The organism is Aeromonas sp. 2692-1 (assembly GCF_013085505.1).
Classification (GTDB): Bacteria; Pseudomonadota; Gammaproteobacteria; order Enterobacterales; family Aeromonadaceae; genus Aeromonas; species Aeromonas hydrophila.
This window is the reverse complement of sequence record NZ_CP038513.1, coordinates 592,967-618,258: the sequence shown is the minus strand read 5'-3', so window position 1 is coordinate 618,258 and position 25,292 is coordinate 592,967. Positions and strand designations below refer to the sequence as shown.

23 protein-coding genes are annotated in these 25,292 nt (G+C 62.8%); 18 read left to right on the top strand and 5 right to left on the bottom strand.

Annotated features, from left to right (window positions below):
• The first annotated feature begins 39 nt into the window (after positions 1-39).
• From yqhD to E5E97_RS03115, 7 genes are all read left to right on the top strand, one after another.
• Positions 40-1,203, top strand: coding sequence for an alcohol dehydrogenase (gene yqhD / locus E5E97_RS03145; RefSeq protein WP_171279859.1), 1,164 nt, complete (start codon positions 40-42; stop codon positions 1,201-1,203).
• Positions 1,204-1,710: 507 nt separating this feature from the next.
• Positions 1,711-3,237, top strand: a complete 1,527-nt coding sequence (pntA, locus tag E5E97_RS03140; protein WP_011707743.1) for a Re/Si-specific NAD(P)(+) transhydrogenase subunit alpha — start codon at positions 1,711-1,713, stop codon at positions 3,235-3,237.
• 11 nt (positions 3,238-3,248) lie between these two features.
• Positions 3,249-4,733 carry a Re/Si-specific NAD(P)(+) transhydrogenase subunit beta gene (gene pntB, locus E5E97_RS03135; protein WP_011707742.1) on the top strand — a complete coding sequence of 495 codons (1,485 nt, stop codon included), beginning with the start codon at positions 3,249-3,251 and terminating at the stop codon, positions 4,731-4,733.
• A 96-nt stretch (positions 4,734-4,829) separates the two neighbouring features.
• Positions 4,830-5,582 (top strand): ABC transporter substrate-binding protein, encoded by a 753-nt coding sequence (locus tag E5E97_RS03130; RefSeq protein WP_118880190.1) that lies wholly within the window; start codon positions 4,830-4,832, stop codon positions 5,580-5,582.
• Between the two features lie 311 nt (positions 5,583-5,893).
• Positions 5,894-7,201, top strand: coding sequence for a serine dehydratase subunit alpha family protein (locus E5E97_RS03125; RefSeq protein ID WP_162901777.1), 1,308 nt, complete (start codon positions 5,894-5,896; stop codon positions 7,199-7,201).
• A gap of 165 nt (positions 7,202-7,366) precedes the next feature.
• Positions 7,367-8,767, top strand: coding sequence for an L-cystine transporter (locus E5E97_RS03120; RefSeq protein WP_011707739.1), 1,401 nt, complete (start codon positions 7,367-7,369; stop codon positions 8,765-8,767).
• Positions 8,768-8,862: 95 nt separating this feature from the next.
• The gene (locus E5E97_RS03115; protein ID WP_171279858.1) at positions 8,863-10,191 is read left to right on the top strand and encodes a CoA-disulfide reductase; all 1,329 of its coding nucleotides are present in this window, start codon (positions 8,863-8,865) and stop codon (positions 10,189-10,191) included.
• A 138-nt stretch (positions 10,192-10,329) separates the two neighbouring features.
• Here E5E97_RS03115 and E5E97_RS03110 read toward each other — a convergent pair whose 3' ends face one another.
• Positions 10,330-11,085: an outer membrane protein assembly factor BamD gene (locus tag E5E97_RS03110; protein WP_017409782.1), complete on the bottom strand. Its 756-nt coding sequence runs from the start codon at positions 11,083-11,085 to the stop codon at positions 10,330-10,332.
• A 117-nt stretch (positions 11,086-11,202) separates the two neighbouring features.
• On the opposite strand from E5E97_RS03110, the gene rluD reads away from it, so the two are divergent.
• From rluD to E5E97_RS03090, 4 genes are all read left to right on the top strand, one after another.
• A complete protein-coding gene (gene rluD, locus E5E97_RS03105) occupies positions 11,203-12,183 on the top strand; it encodes a 23S rRNA pseudouridine(1911/1915/1917) synthase RluD (RefSeq protein ID WP_011707736.1) in 981 nt (326 codons plus the stop codon).
• 118 nt (positions 12,184-12,301) lie between these two features.
• Positions 12,302-13,039: a peptidoglycan editing factor PgeF gene (pgeF, locus tag E5E97_RS03100; protein WP_045788834.1), complete on the top strand. Its 738-nt coding sequence runs from the start codon at positions 12,302-12,304 to the stop codon at positions 13,037-13,039.
• Between the two features lie 171 nt (positions 13,040-13,210).
• Positions 13,211-15,784, top strand: coding sequence for an ATP-dependent chaperone ClpB (gene clpB / locus E5E97_RS03095; RefSeq protein WP_024945187.1), 2,574 nt, complete (start codon positions 13,211-13,213; stop codon positions 15,782-15,784).
• 60 nt (positions 15,785-15,844) lie between these two features.
• Complete coding sequence (locus tag E5E97_RS03090) at positions 15,845-16,669, top strand: MBL fold metallo-hydrolase (protein WP_171279857.1); 825 nt, start codon at positions 15,845-15,847, stop codon at positions 16,667-16,669.
• 209 nt (positions 16,670-16,878) lie between these two features.
• Here the strand turns inward: E5E97_RS03090 and asnA are convergent, their stop codons facing one another.
• Positions 16,879-17,871, bottom strand: a complete 993-nt coding sequence (gene asnA, locus E5E97_RS03085; protein WP_016352287.1) for an aspartate--ammonia ligase — start codon at positions 17,869-17,871, stop codon at positions 16,879-16,881.
• Between the two features lie 153 nt (positions 17,872-18,024).
• On the opposite strand from asnA, the gene asnC reads away from it, so the two are divergent.
• Positions 18,025-18,486 carry a transcriptional regulator AsnC gene (gene asnC / locus E5E97_RS03080; RefSeq protein WP_011707730.1) on the top strand — a complete coding sequence of 154 codons (462 nt, stop codon included), beginning with the start codon at positions 18,025-18,027 and terminating at the stop codon, positions 18,484-18,486.
• A gap of 94 nt (positions 18,487-18,580) precedes the next feature.
• Here asnC and E5E97_RS03075 read toward each other — a convergent pair whose 3' ends face one another.
• The gene (locus E5E97_RS03075; protein WP_171279856.1) at positions 18,581-19,345 is read right to left on the bottom strand and encodes an ABC transporter substrate-binding protein; all 765 of its coding nucleotides are present in this window, start codon (positions 19,343-19,345) and stop codon (positions 18,581-18,583) included.
• Positions 19,346-19,430: 85 nt separating this feature from the next.
• Between E5E97_RS03075 and E5E97_RS03070 the strand changes: the two genes are divergently transcribed.
• Positions 19,431-19,967, top strand: coding sequence for a DUF2301 domain-containing membrane protein (locus tag E5E97_RS03070; RefSeq protein WP_041216795.1), 537 nt, complete (start codon positions 19,431-19,433; stop codon positions 19,965-19,967).
• Here E5E97_RS03070 and E5E97_RS03065 read toward each other — a convergent pair.
• Positions 19,964-20,368 carry a CBS domain-containing protein gene (locus tag E5E97_RS03065; RefSeq protein WP_029304913.1) on the bottom strand — a complete coding sequence of 135 codons (405 nt, stop codon included), beginning with the start codon at positions 20,366-20,368 and terminating at the stop codon, positions 19,964-19,966. The two genes, E5E97_RS03070 and E5E97_RS03065, sit on opposite strands and share 4 nt — an antisense overlap.
• A 119-nt stretch (positions 20,369-20,487) precedes the next feature.
• Here E5E97_RS03065 and E5E97_RS03060 point away from each other — a divergent pair, with 119 nt between their 5' ends.
• Positions 20,488-21,192: an SDR family oxidoreductase gene (locus E5E97_RS03060; protein WP_171279855.1), complete on the top strand. Its 705-nt coding sequence runs from the start codon at positions 20,488-20,490 to the stop codon at positions 21,190-21,192.
• A gap of 3 nt (positions 21,193-21,195) precedes the next feature.
• Here E5E97_RS03060 and E5E97_RS03055 read toward each other — a convergent pair whose 3' ends face one another.
• Positions 21,196-21,711, bottom strand: a complete 516-nt coding sequence (locus E5E97_RS03055) for a 2-amino-4-hydroxy-6-hydroxymethyldihydropteridine diphosphokinase (RefSeq protein WP_039212977.1) — start codon at positions 21,709-21,711, stop codon at positions 21,196-21,198.
• 129 nt (positions 21,712-21,840) lie between these two features.
• On the opposite strand from E5E97_RS03055, the gene E5E97_RS03050 reads away from it, so the two are divergent.
• The 4 genes from E5E97_RS03050 to E5E97_RS03035 all read left to right on the top strand — a co-directional run bounded on the left by E5E97_RS03050 (position 21,841) and on the right by E5E97_RS03035 (position 25,233).
• Positions 21,841-21,933, top strand: coding sequence for a YnhF family membrane protein (locus E5E97_RS03050; RefSeq protein WP_017409791.1), 93 nt, complete (start codon positions 21,841-21,843; stop codon positions 21,931-21,933).
• Between the two features lie 98 nt (positions 21,934-22,031).
• Positions 22,032-23,432 (top strand): HAMP domain-containing sensor histidine kinase, encoded by a 1,401-nt coding sequence (locus E5E97_RS03045; RefSeq protein WP_011707724.1) that lies wholly within the window; start codon positions 22,032-22,034, stop codon positions 23,430-23,432.
• Between the two features lie 8 nt (positions 23,433-23,440).
• Positions 23,441-23,956, top strand: a complete 516-nt coding sequence (locus E5E97_RS03040; protein WP_171279854.1) for a hypothetical protein — start codon at positions 23,441-23,443, stop codon at positions 23,954-23,956.
• Positions 23,953-25,233: a sigma 54-interacting transcriptional regulator gene (locus E5E97_RS03035; RefSeq protein ID WP_011707722.1), complete on the top strand. Its 1,281-nt coding sequence runs from the start codon at positions 23,953-23,955 to the stop codon at positions 25,231-25,233. Before E5E97_RS03040 ends, E5E97_RS03035 begins: the two co-directional genes overlap by 4 nt.
• The last annotated feature ends 59 nt before the right edge of the window (positions 25,234-25,292 follow it).

Below are 25,292 nucleotides of genomic sequence, written 5' to 3'. Positions count from 1 at the left end.
TTGCGGCCAAGCCGCCAGATACTCACAAAGGCAATGTCGATGAACAACTTTACCCTGCATACCCCGACCAAGATCCTGTTCGGCAAGGGCCAGGTCGCCCAGCTGCGTGAACAGCTGCCGCGCGATGCCCGCATCCTCATCACCTACGGTGGCGGCAGCGTGGTACGCAGCGGCCTGCTGACCCAGATCCGCAGCGAGCTGGCAGGCATGACCCTGTTTGAATTCGGTGGCATTGAGCCCAACCCCACCTATGAAACCCTGATGGGAGCGGTCGAGCTGGCCCGCGCCGAGCGGGTCGACTTTCTGCTGGCCGTCGGCGGCGGCTCCGTGCTCGACGGCACCAAGTTCATCGCCGCGGCCGCCCACTATGATCCGGCCCGGGATCCCTGGCACATCCTCGAGACCGTGGGCAATGAAGTGCGCTCCGCCATCCCGCTCGGCGCCGTGCTGACCCTGCCGGCCACCGGCTCCGAGATGAACATGGGCGCCGTGGTGACCCGTCGCAGCAGCGGCGACAAGGTGCACTTCTTCTCGCCGTTCGTGATGCCGCGTTTCGCCGTGCTCGATCCGGTGCTGACCTACACCCTGCCGGCCCGTCAGGTGGCCAACGGGGTGGTGGATGCCTTCATCCACATCCTGGAGCAGTACCTCACCTATCCGGTCAACGCCAAGGTGCAGGATCGCTTCGCCGAAGGTCTGCTGCTGACCCTGCTGGAAGAGGGCCCCAAGGCGCTGGTGGAACCGGAAAACTACGAGGTGCGCGCCAACATTATGTGGAGCGCCACCCTGGCGCTGAACGGCCTGATCGGGGCCGGTGTACCGCAGGACTGGGCGACCCACATGCTGGGCCACGAGATCACCGCCTTGCACGGCCTCGACCACGCCCAGACCCTGGCAGTGGTGCTGCCGGCCCTGCTGCAGGCCAAGCGCCAGCAGAAACACGCCAAACTGCTGCAATACGCCGAGCGAGTGTGGGATCTGCGCAGCGGCAGTGAAGCGGAGCGCATCGATGGCGCCATCGCCGCCACCCGCGACTTCTTCGAGCGGATGGGGGTCAAGACCCGGCTGCGGGATTACGGCGTGGCGGACGCAGGAATTGATACCCTGCTCGGCAAGCTGGCAGAACACGGCATGACCGCCATCGGCGAGCACGGCGATATCGACCTGGTGCAGAGTCAGCATATTTATGAGGCGGCCTGGTAAGCGGGGCGCACTGGCCCGTCACCATCGAAACGATTAAATAGCAGGGGCCGGATCCGCTCATTTGGCGGGTAGCCGGCCCCTTGTCTGTTACAAAACAGTTACTTTTTTCGTTTTCGGCCCGATATCTGTGATCCGTGCGGATTTCGTAAGAACAAAAAGCGCTAAGATAGAGGGCCGGTAAAACATTTTTTTTGACTGGTTGGATCACTTTTTCCAGCGCTTTTTACTGGTATAAGTCGCTAATTTGGTTTGTTTTTTTAAATCATGGTCCGGGATGGGCTGAATTCTGTACGCGCCCCGCCGGGACTGCGGTTGTAATAAAACTCCAAAATTTGATACTAATCACCTTCGCGCCTGAAAAGCGGGGGCCTGGCCATGACAGGAGGTTGAGGTAAAGCCTACTGATTTTCATAACAAAGGGCCCGTGACCTGTACTTTGGTCATGTCTTGTTTCGCCAGAAATGCGACACTGGGCAGCGATTGTTTATTAACCATCAGGGAATAGTCATGCAGATTGGAATACCGAGAGAGAGTCTCGCCGGTGAGACCCGGGTCGCAGCGACCCCGGCCACCGTTGAGCAGCTGAAAAAGCTCGGCTTCGAGGTCGCCATCGAGGCCGGTGCCGGCCTGCTGGCCAGCTTCGATGATGCCGCCTTCGAGGCTGCCGGTGCCAGCGTGGTGCCGAGCGTCTGGCAAGCCGACCTCATCTTCAAGGTCAATGCGCCGACCGATGCCGAGATCGCACAAATTAAAGATGGTGCCACCCTGGTGAGCTTCATCTGGCCTGCCCAGAACCCTGAGCTGGTCAAGAAGCTGTCCGCGCGCAACATCAATGTGATGGCGATGGACATGGTGCCGCGGATCTCCCGTGCCCAGTCCCTCGATGCCCTCTCCTCCATGGCCAACATCGGTGGCTATCGCGCCGTGGTGGAAGCCGCGCACCAGTTTGGTCGCTTCTTCACCGGCCAAATCACCGCAGCCGGCAAGGTGCCGCCCGCCAAGGTACTGGTGATCGGTGCCGGCGTCGCTGGTCTGGCCGCCATCGGTACTGCCGGTTCCCTCGGTGCCATCGTGCGTGCGTTCGATACCCGTCTGGAAGTGGCCGAGCAGATCGAGTCCATGGGTGGCGAGTTCCTCAAGCTGGACTTCGGTGGCGAGGATGGCTCCTCCTCCGACGGTTACGCCAAGGTGATGAGCGAAGAGTTCATCGCGGCCGAGATGGCGCTGTTTGCCCAGCAAGCCAAGGAAGTGGACATCATCATCACTACCGCCCTGATCCCGGGCAAGCCGGCACCCAAGCTGATCACCAAAGAGATGGTGGACAGCATGAAGCCGGGCTCGGTGATCGTGGACATGGCTGCCCAGGCTGGCGGCAACTGCGAATACACTGTGCCGGGTGAACTGCATGTCACCGGCAACGGCGTCAAGGTGATCGGTTACACCGATCTGCCGGGCCGCCTGCCTGCCCAATCCTCCCAGCTCTACGGTACCAACCTGGTCAACCTGATGAAGCTGATGTGCAAGGAGAAGGACGGCAACGTCGCCATCAACTTCGAAGACGTGGTGCAGCGCAACATGACGGTGATCCAGGCCGGTGAAGTGACCTTCCCGCCGCCCGCCATCTCGGTCTCCGCCGCCCCGCAAAAACCGGCTGCCGCCAAACCGGCCGCCAAGAAGGAAGCGGCCAAGCCCTCCAACAAGAAGTTCGTGTTCGGTGCCCTCGGCATCGCCGCCTTCGGTTGGGTTGCTGCCGTGGCGCCTGCGGCGTTCCTCTCCCACTTCACCGTATTCATCCTGGCCTGCGTGGTCGGTTACTACGTGGTATGGAACGTCTCTCACGCCCTGCACACGCCGCTGATGTCGGTCACCAATGCCATCTCCGGCATTATCGTGGTCGGTGCCCTGCTGCAGATTGGGCAAGGGTCGACCCTGGTCACCGCATTGGCCTTCGTCGCCGTGCTGATTGCCAGTATCAACATCTTCGGTGGCTTCACCGTCACTCAGCGCATGCTGAAGATGTTCCGTAAGGATTAAGGGGGTTTAACGTGTCTCAAGGACTGGTAACAGCATCCTATATCGTTGCCGCCGTGCTCTTCATCCTCAGTCTCGCGGGACTGTCGAAGCAAGAGACGGCCAAGCATGGCAACCTGTTCGGTATCGCGGGGATGGCCATCGCCCTGCTCGCGACCGTGTTCAACCCGGAAACCAGTGGCGTGCACTGGATCATTCTGGCCATGGTGATCGGCGGTGCCATCGGCGTGCGTCTGGCGCTCAAGGTCGAGATGACCGAGATGCCCGAGCTGGTGGCCGTGCTGCACAGCTTCGTGGGTATGGCGGCAGTGCTGGTGGGCTTCAACAGCTTCATCGATCTGCACCCCTCCGCACCGGCTGAAGTGGTCGTGTCCGTCGGTTCCAACCTGGATGCCACCCTGGCAGCCGCCCGTGCGGCGTTCGAGCAGGCGGCCAGCGTCGCCCAGGTCGAGCACCTCTCCGGCGCCATGCTGAACATCCACCTGGTCGAAATCTTCCTCGGCGTCTTCATCGGTGCGGTGACCTTCACCGGTTCCGTGGTGGCGTTTGGCAAGCTGCGTGGCCTCATCTCCTCCAAGCCGCTGATGCTGCCGCACCGCCACAAGCTGAACCTGCTGGCCGTGGTCGCCTCGCTGGCGCTGATGGTCTACTTCGTCAACGCGGGCGGTTCTACCTTCGCCCTGCTGGTGATGACCCTGATCGCCTTCGCCTTCGGCTGGCACCTGGTGGCCTCCATCGGGGGCGCCGACATGCCGGTGGTGGTCTCCATGCTGAACTCCTACTCCGGTTGGGCGGCAGCGGCGGCGGGCTTCATGCTCTCCAATGACCTGCTGATCGTGGTGGGTGCGCTGGTGGGTTCCTCCGGTGCGATCCTCTCCTACATCATGTGCAAGGCGATGAACCGCTCCTTCATTTCGGTGATCGCCGGTGGCTTCGGCTCCGACGGCGTGGCCTCCACGGCCGACCAGGAGATGGGCGAATACCGCGAAACCAGCGCCGAAGACGTGGCTGACCTGCTGAAGAACTCCAGCTCCGTCATCATCACCCCGGGCTACGGCATGGCGGTGGCGCAGGCCCAGTACCCGGTGGCTGAAATCACCCAGAAGCTGCGTGATCGCGGCGTCAAGGTGCGCTTCGGTATCCACCCGGTGGCCGGTCGTCTGCCAGGCCACATGAACGTGCTGCTGGCGGAAGCGAAAGTCCCGTATGACATAGTTCTGGAAATGGACGAGATCAACGAAGACTTCAGCGATACCGACACCGTGCTGGTGATCGGTGCCAACGACACCGTCAACCCGGCCGCCATGGAAGATCCGGGCAGCCCCATCGCCGGCATGCCGGTGCTGGAAGTGTGGAAGGCGCAGAACGTCATCGGCTTCAAGCGCTCCATGAACACTGGCTATGCCGGTGTGCAGAACCCGCTGTTCTTCAAGGAGAACACCCAGATGCTGTTTGGCGATGCCAAGGCCAGCGTCGAGGCTATCCTGAAAGCGCTGTAAGCGCCGGAGAGGAAAGCAAAAAAGGAGGCTCCGGCCTCCTTTTTTATTACTCACTTTTTGGTATATCCTCAGCCAATACACAGAGGAGATCACTGCATGGTGTGGCGTAAAGGATGGATCCTGCTTTGCCTCTGGTGGGGGTGGGCGGCACAGGCGAGCGAGCCACCGACCCTGACCCTGCTGACCGAGCTGTGGCCGCCCTATGTGATGCGGCTCGATGACGGCAGCCTGGGCGGTGCCGATCTGGAGCTGGCCCGCACCGTGCTCAAGCGGATGGGTTACCGGACCACGGTCAAGGTACTGCCCTGGAAGCGGGTGCTGCAGGAGGCCAGGTTCCAGCGCGGTGATGCCATCGTCGATGCCTTCTTCGAAGAGCGCCGGCTGGAGTGGTTGCACTATCCGGATGAACCCCTCTCCCAGAGTGGAGAAGTGCTCTTCTTCCCCTTTGCCAGACCCGTCGACTTCCAGGGGCTGGCCAGCCTCAAAGGGCTGCGTATCGGTACCCAGGCCGACTACGCCTATGGCGAGGAGTTCCTCACCTCGGCCCTGTTTACCCGGGTGGCCATGACCGGGGAGAGCAACATGATCAAGCAGTTGCACCTGATGATGGCGGGGCGGCTCGATGGGGTCGTGATGAACCAGATGGTGGGCCGTTACCTGCTCAAGGGGCAGGGGCTGCAGGATCAGGTCGGCCACAGCGAAAAACGGGTGAGCGAGAGCAACCGCAATTTCCTCGCTTTCACCCACAGGCCCGGCAATGAACGGCTGGCCTATCAGTTCTCCCTCGCCCTCAAGGCCTTCAAGCAGACCCCCGAATATCAATCCCTGTTGACCCGTTACGGGCTCTGACTCCTTCCGCTGCCGGCTGAACCAGGTCGGCAGCGACCTGCCGTGCGCTTGTTCACATTTTGTGGCACTTCACCGCCAGTTGGGCATAATGCCTGCGCAAAAAGCGAATCAGCTCAAATTTATTTGAGTCCTATTGCTTTAGAGTTACCAAAAGTTGATCGGATTGCCCAACGACTCAGGCGGCCCCGATCATCGGCTCGGCCCTCGACCGGCTGCAGCCGACCCGGCATCTCCCGCCATACTGGTTATATGTCGCTCCGCCATTGTGGAGCGGACAGCACAATGACAAGCCCGCATCGGGCACCGTGAACATGAGACACATCGCAATGAAAGCACAATGGACCGACTTTATTACCCTGCTCAAGCGTGAAGTGGTGCCGGCCCTTGGCTGCACCGAGCCCATGTCGGTGGCGCTGGCGGCGGCCAACTGCCGCAAGCTGCTGGGGCAGGTGCCGACCCGCGTCAGCGTCTGGGTCAGCGGCAATCTGTTCAAGAACGGCATGGGGGTCGGCGTGCCGGGTACCGGCATGATAGGTCTGCCGGTGGCGGCCGCCGTCGGCATCACCGGCGGCAACCCGGATGCCGGGCTGGAGGTGCTCAAGACTCTCACGCCGGAGCAGGTCGACGCCGCCAAGGCCCTGCTGCCCGCCATCAAGGTGGATGTGAAGGACGTGCCGGACGTGCTCTACGCCGAGGTGCTGGCAGAGGTGGAGGGGCACAGCGCCCGGGTGGTGATCTGTACCGATCATACCCGCATCATCCTGATGGAGCGTGACGGCGAGGTGCTGATGGCGCAGGACAGCGCCCCCGGCGTGCAGATCCAGGCCGTCCCTTCCAGCAAGCCAGCCATGACCCTGCGCGAGATTGTCGAGTTCGCCCTGCAGGTACCGCTGGCCGAGATCGACTTCATCCGCGAGGCGGCCACCATGAACCAGGCGCTGGCAGATGAAGGGTTGCAGGGGTATGGCCTGCGCATCGGCAAGATCCTCACCGAGCAGGTGGAGCGAAAGCTGCTCTCCGATGACCTGATGACCCTGGCCATGCGCTTGTCGTCCGCCGCCTCCGATGCGCGGATGGATGGCGCCATGCTGCCCGCCATGTCCAACTCGGGCTCCGGCAACCAGGGCATTGCCGCCACCATGCCGGTGGTGGCGGCCGCCCGCTTCCTCCAGGCGAGCGATGAGCAGCTGACCCGGGCGCTGGTGATGAGCCACCTGGTGGCCATCTACATCAAGACCTACCAGAACAAGCTGTCGGCCCTCTGCGCCGCCAGCACCGCCGCCATGGGGGCGGGGGCCGCCATCACCTGGCTGCTGGGCGGCCAGTTCGAGCAAATTAGTCACTGTATCAACAACATGATCGGCGACGTTTCCGGTATCATCTGCGACGGCGCGGGCAGCGCCTGTTCCATGAAGGTCTCTACCTCCACCTCGGCGGCGGTCAAATCGTCGCTGATGGCCATCAACAACCTGCACGTGCCCCAGAGCGAAGGCATCGTCTCCGATGATGTGGATCAGACCATAGCCAACCTGGGTCGCCTCTCCAAACAGGGGATGCTGGATACCGATATCGAGATCATCAACATCATGCGGGCCAAGCAACAAGGCAAGGCCGAGTGATGCAAGAGGGTGGCGCAGGCCACCCTCCGTTTTTCTGCCTGTTGACGCCACCCCGGCCACACCGGGGGGCGGGCCGCCACGATGCGGCACGTTTCAGGGGAGAGTGCGCACTGGGCACTCGCCCGTACACCTCGGGCCCGGCCCGATCATTTGGGGAATATCGTCATGACTCTTAGCGTTATAGGTAATCTGGCCATCCTGGTCATGTTGCTGCTGTTTCTCTATCGGTTGCAGCAAACCCACGTCAGCTTCACCCGCCGGGTCTTCTCGGGGCTGGGGCTGGGCATCCTGTTTGGCGCCGCCCTGCAGTTGCTCTACGGCGCCGGTTCCGACGTGCTGGTACAGACCGGCGACTACCTGGACATCGTCGGCAGCGGCTATGTGAAGCTGCTGCAGATGATCATCACGCCGCTCATCATGGTCTCCATCATCGGCGCCATCCTGAAGCTCAACGGCGGCACCGCGCTCGGCAAGATCAGCGCCATGACCATAGGCGTGCTGATCTTCACCACCATGATTGCCGCCGGGGCCGGCATCCTGATGTCCAACCTGTTCGGCCTGACTGCCGAGGGGCTCACCGCCGGCGCCGCCGAGACCGCCCGCGGCGCGGCCCTGCAGACCACCCTCGGCAGCGTCGAGAGCATGTCCTTTGCCAAGATGGTGCTGGAGTTCATCCCGGCCAACCCCTTCCTCGACATGACGGGCGCGCGCAAGACCTCCACCATCGCCGTGGTGATCTTCTCCATCTTCATCGGCCTCTCCGCCACCGGCATCGCCCGCAAGAAGCCGGAGATCTTCGCGAGCTTCGGCCACTTCATGCAGGTTGCCCACGTCATCGTGATGCGGATGGTGACCCTGGTGCTGCGCCTCACCCCCTACGGCGTGCTGGCGCTGATGACCAAGGTGGTGTCCGGCTCCAACTATGCTGACATCCTCAATCTGCTCAGCTTCGTCATGGCTTCCTACGGCGCCATCGCCATCATGTTTGCGGTGCACCTGCTGCTGGTGAGCCTGGTGGGCATCAACCCGGCTCGCTATCTGAAGAAGATCATGCCGGTGCTGGCCTTTGCCTTCACCTCCCGCACCAGTGCGGGCTCCATCCCGATGAACGTGCAAACCCAGACCAAGGCGCTCGGCATTCCTGAGGGGATCGCCAACTTCGCCGCCTCGTTCGGTTCGACCATCGGCCAGAACGGCTGCGCCGGCATCTATCCGGCCATGCTGGCGGTGATGATTGCGCCAACCGTGGGGGTCAACCCCATGGATCCCGGCTTCATCATGACCCTGATCGCCATCATCACCGTCAGCTCGTTCGGGGTGGCCGGCATTGGCGGCGGTGCCACCTTCGCCGCCTTGATCGTGCTCTCCGCGCTGGACTTCCCGGTGGCGCTGGCCGGTCTGCTCATCTCCATCGAGCCGCTGATCGACATGGGCCGTACCGCCCTCAACGTCTCCGGCTCCATCACCGCCGGTACCGTCACCAGCCGTTTGCTGGGGGAGACCGACATGGCGGTATTCAACAGCGAGCATGAGGTGTGTCTGGACGGCGAGGAGTCCACCATCTGATCCGCCTGTCCGGGGAAGTCGACTCTGCCCCGGCGAGCAACCAATGAAGAGAGCGGGGAGGGCATGCCCTCCCCGTTGCATGGAAAGGAGTGAGTATGAGAATCGTGATCATCGGTGGCGAAGCCGCCGGCATGAGTGCGGCCGCCAAGGCGCGCCGGCTGGCCAAAGAGGCCGAGATAGTGGTGTATGAGGCATCCGAGGTGATCTCCTTCGGCGCCTGCGGTCTGCCCTACTTCGTTGGCGACGAGTTTCAGGAGCCCGGCTACATGGCCGAGTTCACCCCGGCGCAGTTCGCCGCCAAGGGGATCGAGGTCAAGACCGGTCACCGGGTGCTGGGCCTGGATGCCGCCGCGCAGACGCTGACCGTCGAGCACAACGGCGATACCTTCACCGATAGCTACGATCGGCTGATGATCGCCACCGGCGCCCGCGAAGTGATGCCCCCCATCCCCGGCCTGCAGCAGGAGGGGGTATTCGGTCTGCGCCGGATGGCCGACGGACTGGCCCTCAAGGCCGCCGTGCAGGACAAGGCCAACAGCCGTGCCCTGGTGATCGGCTCCGGCTTTATCGGGCTGGAGGTGGTGGAGGCACTGGTCCATCAGGGTAAAGAAGTGCGTCTGATCGAGCTGGCGGATCGGGTCATTCCCGACGCGTTTGATGGCGAGATCACCCAGCACATCGAGACCGAGCTGCGTGAACAGGGGGTCTCTCTCCATCTTGGCGAGCGAGTTGAAGCGCTGCTGGGAGAGGGCCGGGTGACCGGCGTGCGCACCAGCCATGGCGAGTACGAGGCCGACATAGTGGTGGTCTGCACCGGGGTCAAACCCAACACCGAGTTCCTGGCCGATACCGGCATCGAGCGGCTCGGCAACGGCGCCATCAAGGTGGACCGGCAGGGGCGTAGCTCGCTGGCCAACGTCTGGTCGGCCGGTGACTGTGCCAGCGTCTGGCACAGTGTGAAGCAGCAGCAGGTCTATGTGCCGCTCGCCACCATCGCCAACAAGCTGGGCCGCATGGTGGGCGAGAACCTGGCCGGTGCCGAGCAGGAGTTCCCGGGCACCCTCGGTTCTGCGGCGCTCAAGGTGCTGGGGCTGGAGGTGGGCCGTACCGGCCTCTCCGAGCAGGAGGCCAAGGCGATGGGCATCGACTATCGCACCGTGGTGATCAAGGACAAGTGCCACACCAACTACTGCCCTGGCCAGTCCGACATTCACGTCAAGCTGGTCTACGAGGCGGGCAGCAAGCGGCTACTGGGGGGCCAGATCCTCGGTCGCAAGGGGGCGGTGCACCGCATCGACGCGCTGGCGGTCGCCATCACCATGGGGGTGACCACCGAGCAGCTCGGCATGCTGGACTTTGCCTATGCGCCGCCCTTTTCCCGCACCTGGGATGTGCTCAACGTAGCGGGCAACGTCGCCAAGTAACGCACGGCATGACGGCGTGGCTGATGTGCGCCATCTCCCCCCATGCCGCCAGCACGGTAAAGGGGAATGTCGTTCATGAACGGCGCCCATAAAAAAACCGGAGCCAGTGGCTCCGGTTTTTCATTGCGTTGCTGCGAGTCAGCCGCGGCCGAGACGATTGTCCGGGTAGTTCTTGGCCAGCACTTCGCGGGCATGCTGGGCCAGGGTCGGCATCTTCAGGCTGTCGTAGGAGTTGATCATGATCTCCAGCGCCTTCTCGGTTTCGGCCGTGTCGGGATAGGTCTCGACGATCAGCTTGGCGCGGTTGGCGGCGGCGATCAGCGCATCGCGCTTCACATAGTACTCGGCCACGCTCAGGTCGTAACGGGCAAGCCGGTTCTTCAGACCGATCATGCGGGCACGAGCATCGGCGGCATAGACGCTGTTGGGATAGTTCTGCAACAGGGTCTTGAAATCCTGGAAGGCCTGCCGGGCATAGGAGGGGTCTTTGTCGTCCCGATTGATGCCCAGGAAGTCCTGGAAGAAGTTGTAATCGCCGGCCATGTTGGTCAGACCGCGCATGTAGAATACGTAGTCGATATTTTTATGCGCCGGATTGAGGCGGATAAAACGGTCGATATTGGCGATCGCCTGGGCAGTATCATCCTGCTTGTAGTAGGCGTAAATGAGGTCGAGCTGAACCTGGTTGGAGTAGGCGCCGAAAGGATAGCGCGAGTCCAAAGCTTCCAGTAACTCGATAGCATTCAGGTAGTTACCGGCATCCAGCTTGAGGCGTGCTTTCTGGTACAGGGTCTCCGGCGGTTCGTCCGGTACCTTGGGTTTGGTGCTGGAACAGCCTGTGATCAAGGTAGCGACCAAGGCGAGCGACATCAGCAGGTGAGACTTCTTTCCCATCAACAACATCCGGTCCATTTCCACGAAATTGGCAAAGTATCCGTTATGCTTGGCTAAAAGAAAAGCTAGAATACCCGGATTATTTCGAATTGATACCCCCCGCTCAAGAGACCATACATGAGCCAGCATATTGAACTGACAGGCGAATTCCAGGATCACCAATTCGGGCAGCGACTCGACCAGGCCCTGGCCGAATTGTTTCCAGACTACTCCCGCACCCGCATCAAGGAGTGGATTTTACAGGACAGAGTGACCCTGGATGGTCAGGTTGCCAATACCCCGCGCGAGAAAGTGCTGGCCGGGCAGAAGGTACATGTGGATGTCGAGCTGGCGGATGATACCCGTTGGGATGCCCAGAACATCGAGCTCAACATCGTCTATGAAGATGAACACATTCTGGTGATCGACAAGCCGGCCGGTCTGGTGGTCCACCCGGGCGCCGGCACGCCGGATGGCACCATTCTCAACGCCCTGTTGCACCGCTATCCCGCCATCGCCGAGGTGCCCCGCGCCGGTATCGTGCACCGTCTGGATAAAGACACCACGGGTCTGATGGTGGTCGCCAAGACCATTCCGGCCCAGACCCACCTGGTGGAAGCGCTGCAAGCGCGCCAGATCACCCGTGAGTACGAAGCCATTGCCATCGGTCACATGACCGCCGGCGGTACCGTCGATGCCCCCATCGGCCGTCACCCGACCCAGCGTACCCACATGGCCGTGGTGCCCAATGGGCGCGAGTCCGTCACCCACTACCGGGTGCACGAGAAGTTCCGTGGCCACACCCGTCTGCGACTGCGACTGGAAACCGGTCGTACCCACCAGATCCGTGTCCACATGGCCCACATCAAGCACCCGCTGGTGGGGGATCCCGCTTACGGTGGCCGTCTGCGTCTGCTGCGCAACGCCACCCCCGAGCTGACCGAGGCCCTGCGTGGCTTCCATCGTCAGGCTCTGCACGCCACCATGCTTAAGCTGGCGCACCCCATCACGGGTGAAGTGATGGAATGGCACTCCCCCACGCCGCAGGACATGCTGGACCTGATGGAAGTGCTGCGAGCTGATACCCTGGCCAATCCAGACGATCTGGTTTGGAACTGATGAAGAGGGCGGCTCTGCGACGATTCCTGCCGTAACCCGCCCTGCATGACCTGATATGGGGCCCCTTGACTGGTTGCAGCCAAGGGGCCCCGTTTTATATGAAGGAAAGGAGCCACAGATGAAATGGATCGAACCCGACTGGCCGGCACCGGCCAAGGTCAGCGCCCTGTCGACCACCCGTGACGGCGGGATCAGCGAGGGGGTCTTTGCCGGCCTCAACCTGGGGGCCCACGTGGGGGACGAGCCGGTACGGGTCGAGGCCAACCGGACCCGGCTGCAGCAGGCGGCGGGGATCCCCGGCACTCTCAACTGGCTCAATCAGGTGCACGGTACCGCGGTGCATCCCGTCAGCCGCGACTACGGCTGTGCGCCGGATGCGGATGCCGCCTGCGCCCGTGAGGCGGGTCAGGCCTGCATCGTGATGACTGCCGACTGCCTGCCGGTGCTGTTCTGTGATCGTGCCGGCACCGTGGTGGCAGCGGCTCACGCCGGCTGGCGCGGGCTGCAGGGAGGGGTATTGGAGGCGAGTATCGCCGCTATGGGCTGCGAGCCTGGTGAGATCCTGGCCTGGCTGGGCCCGGCCATCGGCCCCACTGCGTTTGAAGTGGGTGGCGAGGTGCGCGAGGCCTTTATGGCCGAGCAGGCCGAGGCTGCGGCTGCGTTCGTCCCTTCGCCCAACGAAGGGAAATGGCTGGCGGATATCTACCAGCTGGCCCGGCTGCGCCTAGCACGCGCCGGTGTCACCGCCGTCTATGGCGGCGAACATTGCACCTTCAGCGACAGCGAACAGTTCTACTCTTATCGTCGCAACGGCCAGACCGGTCGCATGGCCTCGATTATCTGGCTGGCGTCCTGACGACGCTCCCCGCCCAGCATCTTGCCGGGCGGGGATCCTGCCTGCTTCCCGCTTTGAAGAAAAAATAACCAGCCTCGCCCCTTGAAATAGTCCGTACGGGCCTCATCTTTCATCTCAGAAAGTTATGTTGTTTGCCGCGCAAGCGGCGTCTGTCTTGAAAGGGGGAGTGCAATGCGCCTCGATCGCCTGACCAGCAAATTCCAGATTGCTATTTCCGATGCCCAGTCTTTGGCACTGGGTCGTGACCACCAATTCATCGAACCCGTTCACCTGATGACCGCCCTGGTCAATCAGGATGGCGGCTCCATCCGTCCGCTGCTCACCCTGACCGGGATGGACATCAATTCTCTGCGCTCGCGCCTCGGCGAGGAGCTGGATCGCCTGCCGCGCGTCAGCGGCGTGGAAGGGGACGTGCAGCTCTCCAACGGCCTCGGCCGGCTGCTCAACGTCTGCGACAAGCTGGCTCAGCAGCGCAAGGATCAGTTCATCTCATCCGAACTGTTCGTGCTGGCGGCCCTCGACGAGAAGGGGACGCTGGGCGAGCTGCTGCGTGCCCAGGGGCTGACCAAGGAGAAACTCGAAGCGGCCATCGACAAGGTGCGTGGCGGCAAGAAGGTGGAAGATGCCAACGCCGAGGAGAATCGCCAGGCGCTGGAGAAATACACCATCGATCTGACCGAGCGGGCCGAGATCGGCAAGCTCGACCCGGTGATCGGCCGGGATGACGAGATCCGCCGCACCATCCAGGTGCTGCAACGCCGTACCAAGAACAACCCTGTGCTGATCGGTGCCCCCGGCGTCGGCAAGACCGCCATCGTCGAAGGGCTGGCCCAGCGCATCATCAATGGCGAGGTGCCGGAGGGGCTCAAGAACAAACGGGTGCTGTCGCTCGACATGGGGGCGCTGGTGGCCGGTGCCAAGTATCGCGGCGAGTTCGAGGAGCGGCTCAAGGCCGTGCTCAACGATCTGGCCAAGGAGGAGGGCAACGTCATCCTCTTCATCGACGAGCTGCACACCATGGTTGGCGCCGGCAAGGGTGAAGGCGCCATGGATGCGGGCAACATGCTCAAACCGGCGCTGGCCCGTGGCGACCTGCACTGCGTCGGTGCCACCACCCTGGACGAGTACCGCCAGTACATCGAAAAGGATGCCGCGCTGGAGCGCCGCTTCCAGAAGGTGCTGGTGGAGGAGCCGAGCGTGGAGGACACCATCGCGATCCTGCGCGGCCTGAAGGAGCGTTACGAACTGCACCACCACGTGCAGATCACCGACCCCGCCATCGTGGCGGCGGCTCAGCTGTCGCACCGCTACATCGCGGATCGCCAGCTGCCGGACAAGGCCATTGACCTCATCGACGAGGCGGCGGCCAGCATCCGGCTGCAGATCGACTCCAAGCCCGAGTCCCTCGACCGGCTCGAGCGGCGCATCATCCAGCTCAAGCTGGAGCAGCAGGCGCTGATGAAGGAGGACGATGACGCCAGTCGCAAGCGGCTCGAGCTGATCAATCAGGAAATCAGCGAAAAAGATCGCGAATACAACGAGCTGGATGAGGTGTGGAAGGCCGAGAAGGCCGCCCTCGCCGGCACCCAGCACATCAAGGCGGCCCTCGAGCAGGCCCGTCAGGATCTTGACGTGGCGCGCCGCGCAGGCGACCTGGGCCGGATGTCCGAGCTGCAATACGGCCGCATTCCAGAGCTGGAGAAACAGCTGGATCTCGCCACCCAGGCCGAGATGCAGGAGACCAGCCTGCTGCGCAACCGGGTCACCGACGTGGAGATCGCCGACGTCTTGGCCCGCTGGACCGGCATTCCTGTGGCCCGCATGCTGGAAGGGGAGCGCGACAAGCTGCTGCGGATGGAAGATCAGCTGCACAGCCGGGTGATTGGCCAGGAGGAGGCGGTCGAGGCGGTTTCCAACGCCATTCGCCGCTCCCGCGCCGGGCTGTCCGATCCGAACCGCCCCATCGGCTCCTTCCTGTTCCTGGGGCCCACCGGGGTGGGCAAGACCGAGCTGTGCAAGGCGCTGGCCGAGTTCCTGTTCGATACCCAGGACGCCATGGTGCGGATCGATATGTCGGAGTTCATGGAGAAACACAGCGTGGCCCGTCTGGTGGGGGCGCCTCCCGGATACGTGGGTTACGAGGAGGGCGGTTATCTGACCGAGGCGGTACGCCGTCGCCCCTACTCGGTGATCCTGCTGGATGAAGTGGAGAAGGCACACCCGGATGTGTTCAACATCCTGCTGCAGGTGCTGGATGATGGCCGCCTGACCGATGGTCAGGGTCGTACCGTCGATTTTCGCAACTCGGTGGTGATCATGACCTCCAACCTCGGGTCGGATCTCATTCAGGAGCACCACTCCGAGAAGGATTACGACGAGATGAAGGGCATGCTGATGGAGGTGCTGACCCGCAGCTTCCGGCCGGAGTTCATCAACCGGATCGACGAGACCGTGGTGTTCCACCCGCTCGGCGAGGAGCACATCAAGTCCATCGCCCGCATCCAGCTCAAGAGCCTGATGGGTCGTCTCGAGGCCCAGGGTTACGAGGTGGAGGTGAGCGAGGCGCTGCTCGAGAAGCTGGTGCACGCCGGGTTCGATCCCGTCTACGGGGCGCGTCCCCTCAAGCGGGCGATCCAGCACAAGGTGGAGAACCCACTGGCGCAAGCGTTGCTTTCCGGCCGTATCGTGCCAGGCAAAAAGCTGGTGCTGGGGGCCGACAGCAATGGCCTCACCATGACCCAGTAACGGGATTGTCGATGAAAAACGCAGGCCTCGTGCCTGCGTTTTGTTTTCTGAGGGATTGAGATGCTGAAGTTTTCCGTGCTGGTGGATGACGACGTTCATCTGCCTGGCTGTCTGCCCGAGCGAGGGTTGGCGTTGCTGCTGGAGTGTGACGGCCTCAGGGTGCTGTTCGACAGCGGCCGTGGCCGGGCGCTGTGCCACAACGCCGCCGTGATGGGGATCGATCTCGCCTCGCTCACCCATGTGGTGCTCTCCCACGGTCATTATGACCATGTGGGCGGGGTCGGCTCGCTGCCCGTCTATCCAAGACCCATCCCGCTCATCGCCTGTCCGGACGTGTTCTGCGAGCGGGGCTACTTCCTGTCGCTACCCTTCTGGCGGCGCAACCTCTATCGCCTGTCGGGGTCGCTGGCTCGGGAGTTGCTGTCGGCCAAGGGTTTGCTCCCCCACTGCTCGGCCGAGCCGGTATGGCTATCGGATCGTCTGGTGTTCCTCGGCAGCATTGTGCGGCGCGACCGGGCTGCGCCTTCGCTGCTCGGCTACATAGTGCGGGGTGGGCGGGTGGAGAAAGACCTCATCAGCGACGACTCGGCGCTGACCTACAAGAGCGAGCAGGGGCTGATTGTCTTTATCGGCTGCGGCCACGCCGGGGTCGAGAACATCATAGCGCGGGCCAAGGAGGTGTGTGGTGACGAGCGGATCCACGCCGTCATCGGCGGCCTGCATCTTAAGTTTTCCGGCCCACAGCGGGCGGTGGCGCTCGCTGCCTATCTGCAGGAAGAGGCGGTAGAGCAGTTGTTTGCCTGCCACTGCACCGGCAGCAGAAAGGCGGGGTTGCCGCGCCAGCGCCAGATCGGGGCGGGTTTTGAGCACAGTTTTTCGGCATAAAAAAAACGGCAATCCGAAGATTGCCGGGAGGAATGTAGTGAAGCGACCTGACGTGGGTTGAGCGGGTCGCAGGGGCAAGCCCCCGATTGCGAAGCGCGGCCACTGCTGGCCTCGCGTCTTACAGCCTGCCGGGGATGCGCTCGCTCAACCCCGACGGCCACCTGCCTGTTGTCCTGCCGGCGCGATGACGCCGGCATGGCCTTCATTCGTTACAGCATGCCTTGCACGGCGGCTTTCATCTCGGCCGGCCAGACGCCGACCTGGACCTGGCCGATGTGCTCTTTTTGCAGCAGCAACATGGCCAGACGGGATTGGCCGATGCCGCCGCCGATGGTTTGCGGCATCCGTGCGGCCAGCAGATCCTGGTGCCAGTCGTACTGCAGGCGATCTTCGTCGCCGGTGATGGCCAGCTGGCGGCGCAGCGCCTCGGCGTCGACCCGGATCCCCATGGAGGAGATCTCGAAACTGTCCTGCAGCACCGGGTTCCACACCAGGATGTCACCGTTCAGACCGGCCAGTCCCAGCTCGCTGTGGCTGCTCCAGTCGTCGTAGTCCGGGGCACGCACGTCGTGGCGCTCGCCGTGGGAGAGGGCACCGCCGATACCGATCAGGAACACGGCCCCCAGCTCCTTGGCGATGGCCCGCTCGCGCCCCTTGGCATCGAGGTCCGGGTAGCGGGTCAGCAGCTCTTCGCTGTGCAGGAACTGGATCTCGGCCGGCAGGAAGGGGGTCAGTTCATGCTCGGCACAGACCGCGCGCTCGGTGGCCTTGATGGCAGCCCAGATACCGCGCACGGTTTCCTGCAGGTAGGCCAGGTCACGGCGCTCGCTCGGCATCACCTTCTCCCAGTCCCACTGATCCACGTAGACGGAGTGGATGGGGGTGAGGCGATCCTCGTCCGGACGCAGCGCCTTCATGTGGGTGTAGATGCCTTCGCCCGGGCCGAAACCGAAGCGACCCAGGGTCTGGCGCTTCCATTTGGCCAGTGAGTGCACCACTTCGTAGCTGTGCTCAGGCAGGGTCTTCACCTTGACCTGCACTGCATTCTCGTGGCCAGAGAGGTTGTCTTGAGTGCCATCACCGACCCGGCTCAGGATGGGGGCTTGCACCTCCATCAGACCCAGCTGCTGGGCGAGTTGGCGGGAGAACATCTCTTTGACGAAGCTGATCTGTTGCTGGCTGCGAATGTAGTGCTGTTTCATGCTGAATACCTGTCTTGAACCCGTTGGATGTGAGGATTCTTCAACAGATCGCCAACCAAATTCAATATTCGATAATATAAATAGGCTTTGTGTATTTTTTTCTTCAAAATACGCCGGTAATTAATGATGAATCATCAAAGGGAGTGCAAAAAAGTGCCGGAAAATTATCGGATCGATAATCTCGATCAGGCCATCCTCACCGCCCTGATGGAGAATGCGCGCATTCCCTATGCCGAGCTTGCCAAACAACTGCTGGTCAGCCCGGGCACCATCCATGTGCGGGTAGAGAAGATGAAGCAGGCGGGCATCATCGAGGGAACGCGGGTGCAAGTGAACCCCAAGAAGCTGGGCTACGACGTCTGCTGCTTCATCGGCATCAACCTCAAGAGTGCCAAGGATTACCCCTCGGCGCTGGCCAAGCTGCAGGCGCTGGACGAAGTGGTGGAGGCCTACTACACCACCGGCCACTACAGCATCTTCATGAAGGTGATGACCCGCTCCATTGACGAGTTGCAGACGGTGCTTATCCACAAGATCCAGACCATCGACGAGATCCAGTCCACCGAGACGTTAATCTCGCTGCAAAACCCGATCTTGCGGGATGTGAAGCCTTAAGGGCTGAGGGACGCGGGAGTTCCATTTCACAGGCGAAACCCTGATTTCACTGCAGAGCCCGATCTTGCGAGACGTGCAGCCCCGACGGTCGGGATCAGGGTTCGATATAGGGGATGCCGTAGTGGTCGTAGATGGCCTTGAGCCGGCCGTCGCGCTTCATTCGCAGCAGTTCGGCGTCGTAGGCCGCCATCAGGGCCGGGGTAGTGGCATCGGCCCTGGCCTTGGTCCAGATGGTGTAGTAAGGGCTGGCCTTGAGCGGTTTGGGCAGGTAATCGAGTTTGCCCTCCAGCCCCTCCTCCTTGATCTGGGCGAAGGCGGTGACCAGCGGCATGGGCACCACGTCGATGCGCCCGGCGATCAGCTTGCGCAGTTGCAGCTGGTTGATGGGGATCTCCTGGAAGTGATAGGCCGGGTCGGCGAGGGCGGCGGTCAGCTCCGGGGTATAGGAGAAATCCTTGGTGATGCCGATGCGCCAGGGTTTGAGGTCCGCCAGCGTGTCGTAGCGGATCTTCAGCAGGTCGGCCTTGCGCACGAAAAAGTGCCAGCTGTGGCGCAGGTGGGCCTGCTGGGGGTAGAGCAGATAGCGCTCCCGCTCCGGCTTGTAGGAGTGGGTCATCACCAGGTCGTAGACCCCGGTTTCGGCGTTGCGGGTCAGCCGGGCGCCGGAGTCGGTCAGCTCGATGCGGATGGGAATGCGCAGCTTGCCGAAGATGGTGCTGACCACGTCCACGTCCAGACCATGGGGAACACCCTGTGCATCCAGAAACTTCAGCGGCGGCTCCAGGGTGCCACCGATGATCAACTCTTTGGCCTGCAGCCAGAGGGGGAACAACAGGCAGAGCAGAATGAATCTTCGCAAACCACATCTCCTGCACGGAATAGGGAATCGCTCGCGGGCATAATTCAAGTATATTGGCCCCTACCTGCAACAGAGGCGACCGCCGATGGCAAACCCTGAAATAGAAAGCGAGCTGGACGGCATCGACAGAGTGTCGGTCTGCCTCTATCGCCTTGGCTTGAGTCTGGCAGCCTTGCTGCTGCTGTGTCGAGGGGCAAGCCTGCTGCTCGGGCAGGATTTTTTGGCGCCGGCGAGCTGGCTGGTGGCGCTGGCCGTGGCCAGCGGGGTATGCGGGTTATGCTTGCATGTCTATGACAAGCGCATTCGCTTTGTGCTGCAGGGGCTGGGCTGGGGCGCCCTGCTGCTCAGTGCGAGCGGGGCGCCGGATGTGCTGGTGCTGGGGGCGGCGTTGGCCACGTTGGCGGGGCTGGCCTTCAAGGAGCAGTTCTGCTTCGCCATTCCGGGGATCAGGGCGGTCCCTCTGTTGCTGCCCCTGTTGTGGCTGCTGGAGCTGGCCGGTATCGGCTGGGCCGCCGCCCTGGTGGCGCTGGTGTGCGGGTTGCTGCTCTGCCTGCTCTCCCTGGCCAAGTGGCGCATGCCGCTGCACTTCGATATCGGCGACAAGGGGCGCTACCAGATTTAGGTGGGCAGGCAGCCCTTCATCTGGGTGTTGAGAGCCTGCATGACCTGCCGGCGGCTGATGATGCCGACAACCCGGTTTCCCTCCAGCACCGGATAGACCTTGGGTCTGGCCTCGGTCATCTGGCGGGCCAGATCCAGTATGCTGTCATCCGGGCTGACCGAGAGCGGTGTCCGGCTCATCAGATCCTCGACCCGGGTGCGGGTATCGCAGTGATAGCTGCCGGTGAGCAGGCTCGGGATGCAATCCTGCTCGGAGAGAAAACCGATCAGCCGCTGCTGCGGGTCCAGCACCGGCAGGCCGCTGAGACCTGAGTCATGCAGCCGGTCCAGCGCCTCGGCCAGGCCGAGCTGCGGGGTGAGGGAGTGGGTCGAACGGCTCATGTGATCGCGGATCTGTAACATGGAAGTGGCTCCGTAAGGTGGCAATGGCGCCACTATGCCCGCCGGGTGGCGGCAACGGCCAATGGCTTGTGCCGTGGGGATCGATAGGTATTCCCCGGCCGGACAATCAAGGAGAGGGTATGCGTGCATTGGTGACGGGGTGTGGCCGCCGGCTTGGTTTCTATCTGTGCGAACAGTTGGTGGCGGCGGGTTGGGAGGTGACGGGCAGCTATCGCAGCGAGCGACCCGAGCTGGCGCGGCTGCGAGCGCTGGGGGTCGAGCTGGTGCAGGCGGATTTCGCGCGCGAGGAGGAGGTCGGCAAGCTGATCGAGGCGCTGGCCGTCCATCAGGATCTGGCGCTGGTGATCCACAACGCCTCGGCGTTTGAGCCGCAGGCGGCGGATCCGGCGGCGCAACTGGCCCAGTTTGATCAGTTCTACCGGGTGCACATGGCGGCCCCCTTCCAGCTAAACCGCGCGCTGGCGTCCCAGCTGGCGCGCAACGCCAATGCCGGCATCATCCATATCACCGACATCTACATCCACGCGCCGGCACCCCAGTTTGCCAGCTATGTGGCCACCAAGGCGGGGGCCCACTCGCTGGCCATGAGCTTTGCCCGCGAGCTGGCACCGGCCGTCCGGGTCAATACCATAGAGCCGGGCCCCATCCTGTTTCTCGACGAGCATGGCGAGGCATGGCGCCAGCAGGTGCTGGCGAAGACGCCGCTGGCGCGGGAAGGGGGGCTGGAGCCCATCTGGCAGGCGGTTCAGCTGTTGATGCAGAACGACTACATGACCGGGGCCAGCATCCGGGTGGATGGCGGCCGCGGTCTGGCCGTCATCTAGGGGTCAGCGCAGGAGTGCGGCCGGGGTCGCCATCTCCTGCTGCAGGGCGATGGGTGCGAGGCCGACCTGGCGCTCCTCGATCACCTTGCCCGCCATCAAGCGGGTGTGCAGCGGCAGGGTCACCTTGCGATCATGCACCTGGCCACGGCCATAGAGCTCCGCCAGCAGCTCGTCGAGATAGGCATCGACCCGGGCGGTGGAGAAGTCATCGCTCTGGCTGCTGGCCAGGATGTCGATGTCCAGCGGCCGGTCCAGCACCTTGCAGCGCGGATCGCTGCGATCCCGGCCGTGGGCCAGCTCCATGGCGACGAAGTGTGCCTTGAGCTGGTGCGGTGCCAGCTCGCTCGCGGCGACGAACAGGCAGTTGAGGAAATCATGGCTGGAGTGCATCCCGACCGGCTTGGTCTGGATCACCGAGCTCAGCTGCAGGCGGCCAAAGTGAACGAGCAGCTCGCCGACCGCCTGACTGACGTGCTGATGGGGGTCAAGATTCGATCCAATGCTACACAGATAGAACATGTCACCGGTCCTTGGATGGGGCTCATCTGAAATTCATACACAGCTCACGGTTATCGGGTTAACTATGCATTAACATCGGTTTGTCTGTTGTGATCAGGCTCTATCATCTTGGCAAGAAAGGAGGTTTGCATGAGCGTGGAACTGAAATGGGCACTGCTGACCGCATCTGGCGCGTTGGCCATGATCCTGATTATCTGTGTGGCATCCGTCGGTCTGGCGTGATGCCCACGCTGCAGCATGAACCGGCCCCCTGGCCGGTTTTGCTTTTTGGGGGAGTGCAGATATGCTGACCCACCCCTGCTGAATTGAGATAGTCCAAGATGACCAAGGTACGCCCACGCTCCCTGCTGCAAGTGGTATTGATGGGGTTCGTTCTGGTGTTGATGCCTCTGGGCGGCATGATCTGGCACGACAGCCAGTCCCTCGAACACCTCAGCCAGTTGACCAGCGACGAGCTGGAACGGGCGGTGCGCGACACCCGTCGAGCGACGCTACTGACTACCCAAGCCATTGATCTTGAACGTACTCTTCGTCGCTATGCGGTGCTGGGGGATGAGCGCATCCTGGCCAGTTATCAGCAGCAGCTGGCGAGTTATCGCAGCCTGCTGGCCGCTCACCAGAGTTCCATCCCGGATGCCGAGGCTTACACGGGGCTCGAGCAGGCGCTCGCCTGGCTCGACAGCCTGCAGGATCTCGCCCGCGCCAAGGCCGAGTCAAACAGCCCCAAATTTGATGAATTTAATCAGGTTAATCAGCAGCTTGAGATTATCACTCGCAGTCAGGTAGACGAGCATGTCAGCCGGGTGCGGGCGACCATTGCCGCCCTGATGACGGAGATCTGGTGGGTCAGCGGTTTCGTGGCGGTGCTCAGCCTGCTGCTGGTGCTGCTGTTTACCTATCTGATCATCCACCCGGTGCGTCAGATTGAGTCGCGGATCTTGAGTCTGGGTGCCGGAGTGGAACCGGACAAACGCCCGGTGGACGGGCCGGCCGAACTGGTATTGCTGGGGGAGCGGATCGTCTGGTTGCACGATAAATTGAAGGAGCTGGAGCAGCAGAAATACCAGTTCCTGCGCCATGTTTCCCACGAGCTGAAGACCCCGCTGGCGGTGCTGCGGGAAGGGGCGGATCTGCTCTCCGAGCAGCTTGTAGGGCCGCTCACCCCGGATCAGCAGGAGATCTGCCAGATGTTGGAGGAGAACAGCCGCCGGCTGCAGACCCTGATCGAACGGCTGCTCGACTTCAACCGGCTCAGCCAGCAGGAGGTGTTCACCCTGACCCCGGTGGCGCTGGCGCCCTTGCTGTCAGAATTGTCTGCAGAGTACCGGCTGGCGCTGGAATCCAAACAAATCAGTGTACACTTGCCGACCGATCCGATCACCCTGCAGGCCGAGCCATATCGCTTGCGGCTGATCCTCGATAATCTGTTCTCCAATGCGGTCAGCTACGGCGCCAGCGGCGGGCAGATCTGGATCCGCGCCGGGCAGGATGGCAACGGCAGCTGGCTGGAGGTGGCCAACGAAGGGCCCGCGATTCCGCTGGCCGAGCGGGAGCGGATCTTCGAGCCCTTCGAACAGGGCAGTATTGTGCGCCAGGGGCTGCTGAAAGGCTCAGGCATGGGGCTCTCCATCGCCAGGGAATCGGCGATGAGCCTTGGCGGCGAGTTGGTATTGGTTGAAGATGAACAGGCGGATGTCTGTTTCCGGTTGACGTTGAAGTGAAGCCCAAGATGAAACAATGTGTTGTTCCGGTATTGATGATGAGCCTGCTCACAGGCTGTTCCCTGCTGCCAGCGCGTGACCCGGCGGCGTCGCCGGATCTCGCCCTCGCCAAACGGATGGAGTTTGCCAACAAGGAAATGCAGGTGCGCCTGCAATACTCGGACTGGCTGCTGGCCAGCCATGCCCAGCAGCGGGCCCAGGAGCGTCAGCGTCTCAAGGGGGCGACCGATATCGAGAGCCGGGTCAGCCTGGCCATGGTCAACACCCACCCGTCCGAGTCGGTGGCCAGCCGGCGGGCCGGGCTGGACAAGCTCAAGAGCCTGCTGCCGGAGCTGGGGCTGGACGCCCAGGCCTTCCTGCGCAGCTGGATAGCCCTCGGCGAGGAGCTGCTGGCCCGCGACAGCCGGCGCGACGATCAGAGTCAGGAGGTGCAGCGTCTGCGCCGCCAGATCGAGCAACTCTCCGCCATCGATGAGCAACTCAATCAGCGCAAGCTGAACGGCAATGGCGAGGCGCTGAAATGAGTCGCATCCTGCTGGTCGATGACGATGCCAGCCTGCTCAAGCTGATGAGCATGCGCCTGCGCAGCCAGGGCTATGAGGTGGATACCGCCGACAGTGCCGAAGGGGCGCTGGACCGGCTGCGCCAGCAACGGGCCGATCTGGTGCTGAGCGATCTGCGCATGGCCGGCATGGATGGGCTGGCGCTGTTCGAGCGGATCCAGTCCCAGTGGCTGGGGCTGCCGGTCATCATCATGACCGCCCACGGCACCATTCCCGATGCCATTCAGGCCACCCGCTCCGGGGTGTTCAGCTTTCTCACCAAGCCCATCGACAAGGATGAGCTGTTCGCCACCATAGAGCACGCGTTGAGCCTGACGCGCCCAAAGCAGCGACAGGATTGGCAGTCGCTGATCCTGACCCGCAACCCGCAGATGGAGCAGTTGCTGATCCAGGCTGGCAGCATCGCCGCCATGGAGGTGCCCGTGCTGATCATGGGTCCTTCCGGTTCCGGCAAGGGCGTCATGACCCAGGCGCTGCACCAGGCCAGCAGCCGGCGTGACAAGCCACTGCACGTCATCAACTGTGCCGCGCTGCCGTGGGCGGCGCTGGATCTGCAGCTGTTCGGCGAGGATGGCCAGTCCGGCCTGTTTGAGCAGGCCAAGGGAGCGACCCTGTTTCTCGACGAGATAGGGGACCTGTCGGAATCGCTGCAGGCCAAGCTGCTGCAGGTGCTGCAGGAGTACGGCCAGGGCACGCCCGAGGTGCGGGTCATCAGCTCCAGCCATCAGGATCTGGTGGCGGCGATGGAGGAGGGGCGCTTTCGGGAGGATCTCTTCTATCGGCTCAACGTGGCCAACATCACCTTGCCCCCCCTCAGCGCCCGCAGCGAAGACATTCCGCTGCTGGCCAGGCAGGCGCTGGATGACTATCGCAGCCGTCACGGCGACTGCGCCGCCCTCGGCTTCTCGCCGGAGGCGCTGGCCCTGCTGGCGGCGGCGGGTTGGCCCGGCAACGTGCGCCAGCTCTGCAGCGTGGTGGAGCAGCTGGCCAGCCTCTGCTGCAGCCCGGTGATCGGCGCCGCCATGGTGGAGTCGGCGCTGAGCGGCGGCAGTGGCGGCATCCCTTCGTTCAACGAGGCGCGGGCCGAGTTCGAAAAGGAGTATCTGATCCGGCTGCTGCGTACCACCGAGGGCAATGTGACCCTGGCGGCCAACATGGCGGGCAGAAACCGCACCGATTTCTACAAGCTGTTGAATCGGCACGGCATCGAAGCCGCGAACTTCAAGTCGAAGGGATAAATGACAGAGGGGCGGCCCGTCGATGACGGACCGCCCCTCTTGTTTCAGACCGGCTCGGT

Coding starts and splice junctions, on each gene's coding strand:
- clpB (WP_024945187.1), top strand. CDS start 13,211: ATGCGCCTCGATCGCCTGACCAGCAAATTCCAGATTGCTATTTCCGAT.
- pntA (WP_011707743.1), top strand. CDS start 1,711: ATGCAGATTGGAATACCGAGAGAGAGTCTCGCCGGTGAGACCCGGGTC.
- E5E97_RS03060 (WP_171279855.1), top strand. CDS start 20,488: ATGCGTGCATTGGTGACGGGGTGTGGCCGCCGGCTTGGTTTCTATCTG.
- yqhD (WP_171279859.1), top strand. CDS start 40: ATGAACAACTTTACCCTGCATACCCCGACCAAGATCCTGTTCGGCAAG.
- E5E97_RS03045 (WP_011707724.1), top strand. CDS start 22,032: ATGACCAAGGTACGCCCACGCTCCCTGCTGCAAGTGGTATTGATGGGG.
- rluD (WP_011707736.1), top strand. CDS start 11,203: ATGAGCCAGCATATTGAACTGACAGGCGAATTCCAGGATCACCAATTC.
- E5E97_RS03125 (WP_162901777.1), top strand. CDS start 5,894: ATGAGACACATCGCAATGAAAGCACAATGGACCGACTTTATTACCCTG.
- E5E97_RS03120 (WP_011707739.1), top strand. CDS start 7,367: ATGACTCTTAGCGTTATAGGTAATCTGGCCATCCTGGTCATGTTGCTG.
- E5E97_RS03035 (WP_011707722.1), top strand. CDS start 23,953: ATGAGTCGCATCCTGCTGGTCGATGACGATGCCAGCCTGCTCAAGCTG.
- E5E97_RS03055 (WP_039212977.1), bottom strand. CDS start 21,711: ATGTTCTATCTGTGTAGCATTGGATCGAATCTTGACCCCCATCAGCAC.
- asnA (WP_016352287.1), bottom strand. CDS start 17,871: ATGAAACAGCACTACATTCGCAGCCAGCAACAGATCAGCTTCGTCAAA.
- E5E97_RS03070 (WP_041216795.1), top strand. CDS start 19,431: ATGGCAAACCCTGAAATAGAAAGCGAGCTGGACGGCATCGACAGAGTG.
- pgeF (WP_045788834.1), top strand. CDS start 12,302: ATGAAATGGATCGAACCCGACTGGCCGGCACCGGCCAAGGTCAGCGCC.
- E5E97_RS03040 (WP_171279854.1), top strand. CDS start 23,441: ATGAAACAATGTGTTGTTCCGGTATTGATGATGAGCCTGCTCACAGGC.
- E5E97_RS03050 (WP_017409791.1), top strand. CDS start 21,841: ATGAGCGTGGAACTGAAATGGGCACTGCTGACCGCATCTGGCGCGTTG.
- E5E97_RS03130 (WP_118880190.1), top strand. CDS start 4,830: ATGGTGTGGCGTAAAGGATGGATCCTGCTTTGCCTCTGGTGGGGGTGG.
- E5E97_RS03090 (WP_171279857.1), top strand. CDS start 15,845: ATGCTGAAGTTTTCCGTGCTGGTGGATGACGACGTTCATCTGCCTGGC.
- E5E97_RS03115 (WP_171279858.1), top strand. CDS start 8,863: ATGAGAATCGTGATCATCGGTGGCGAAGCCGCCGGCATGAGTGCGGCC.
- E5E97_RS03110 (WP_017409782.1), bottom strand. CDS start 11,085: ATGGGAAAGAAGTCTCACCTGCTGATGTCGCTCGCCTTGGTCGCTACC.
- E5E97_RS03065 (WP_029304913.1), bottom strand. CDS start 20,368: ATGTTACAGATCCGCGATCACATGAGCCGTTCGACCCACTCCCTCACC.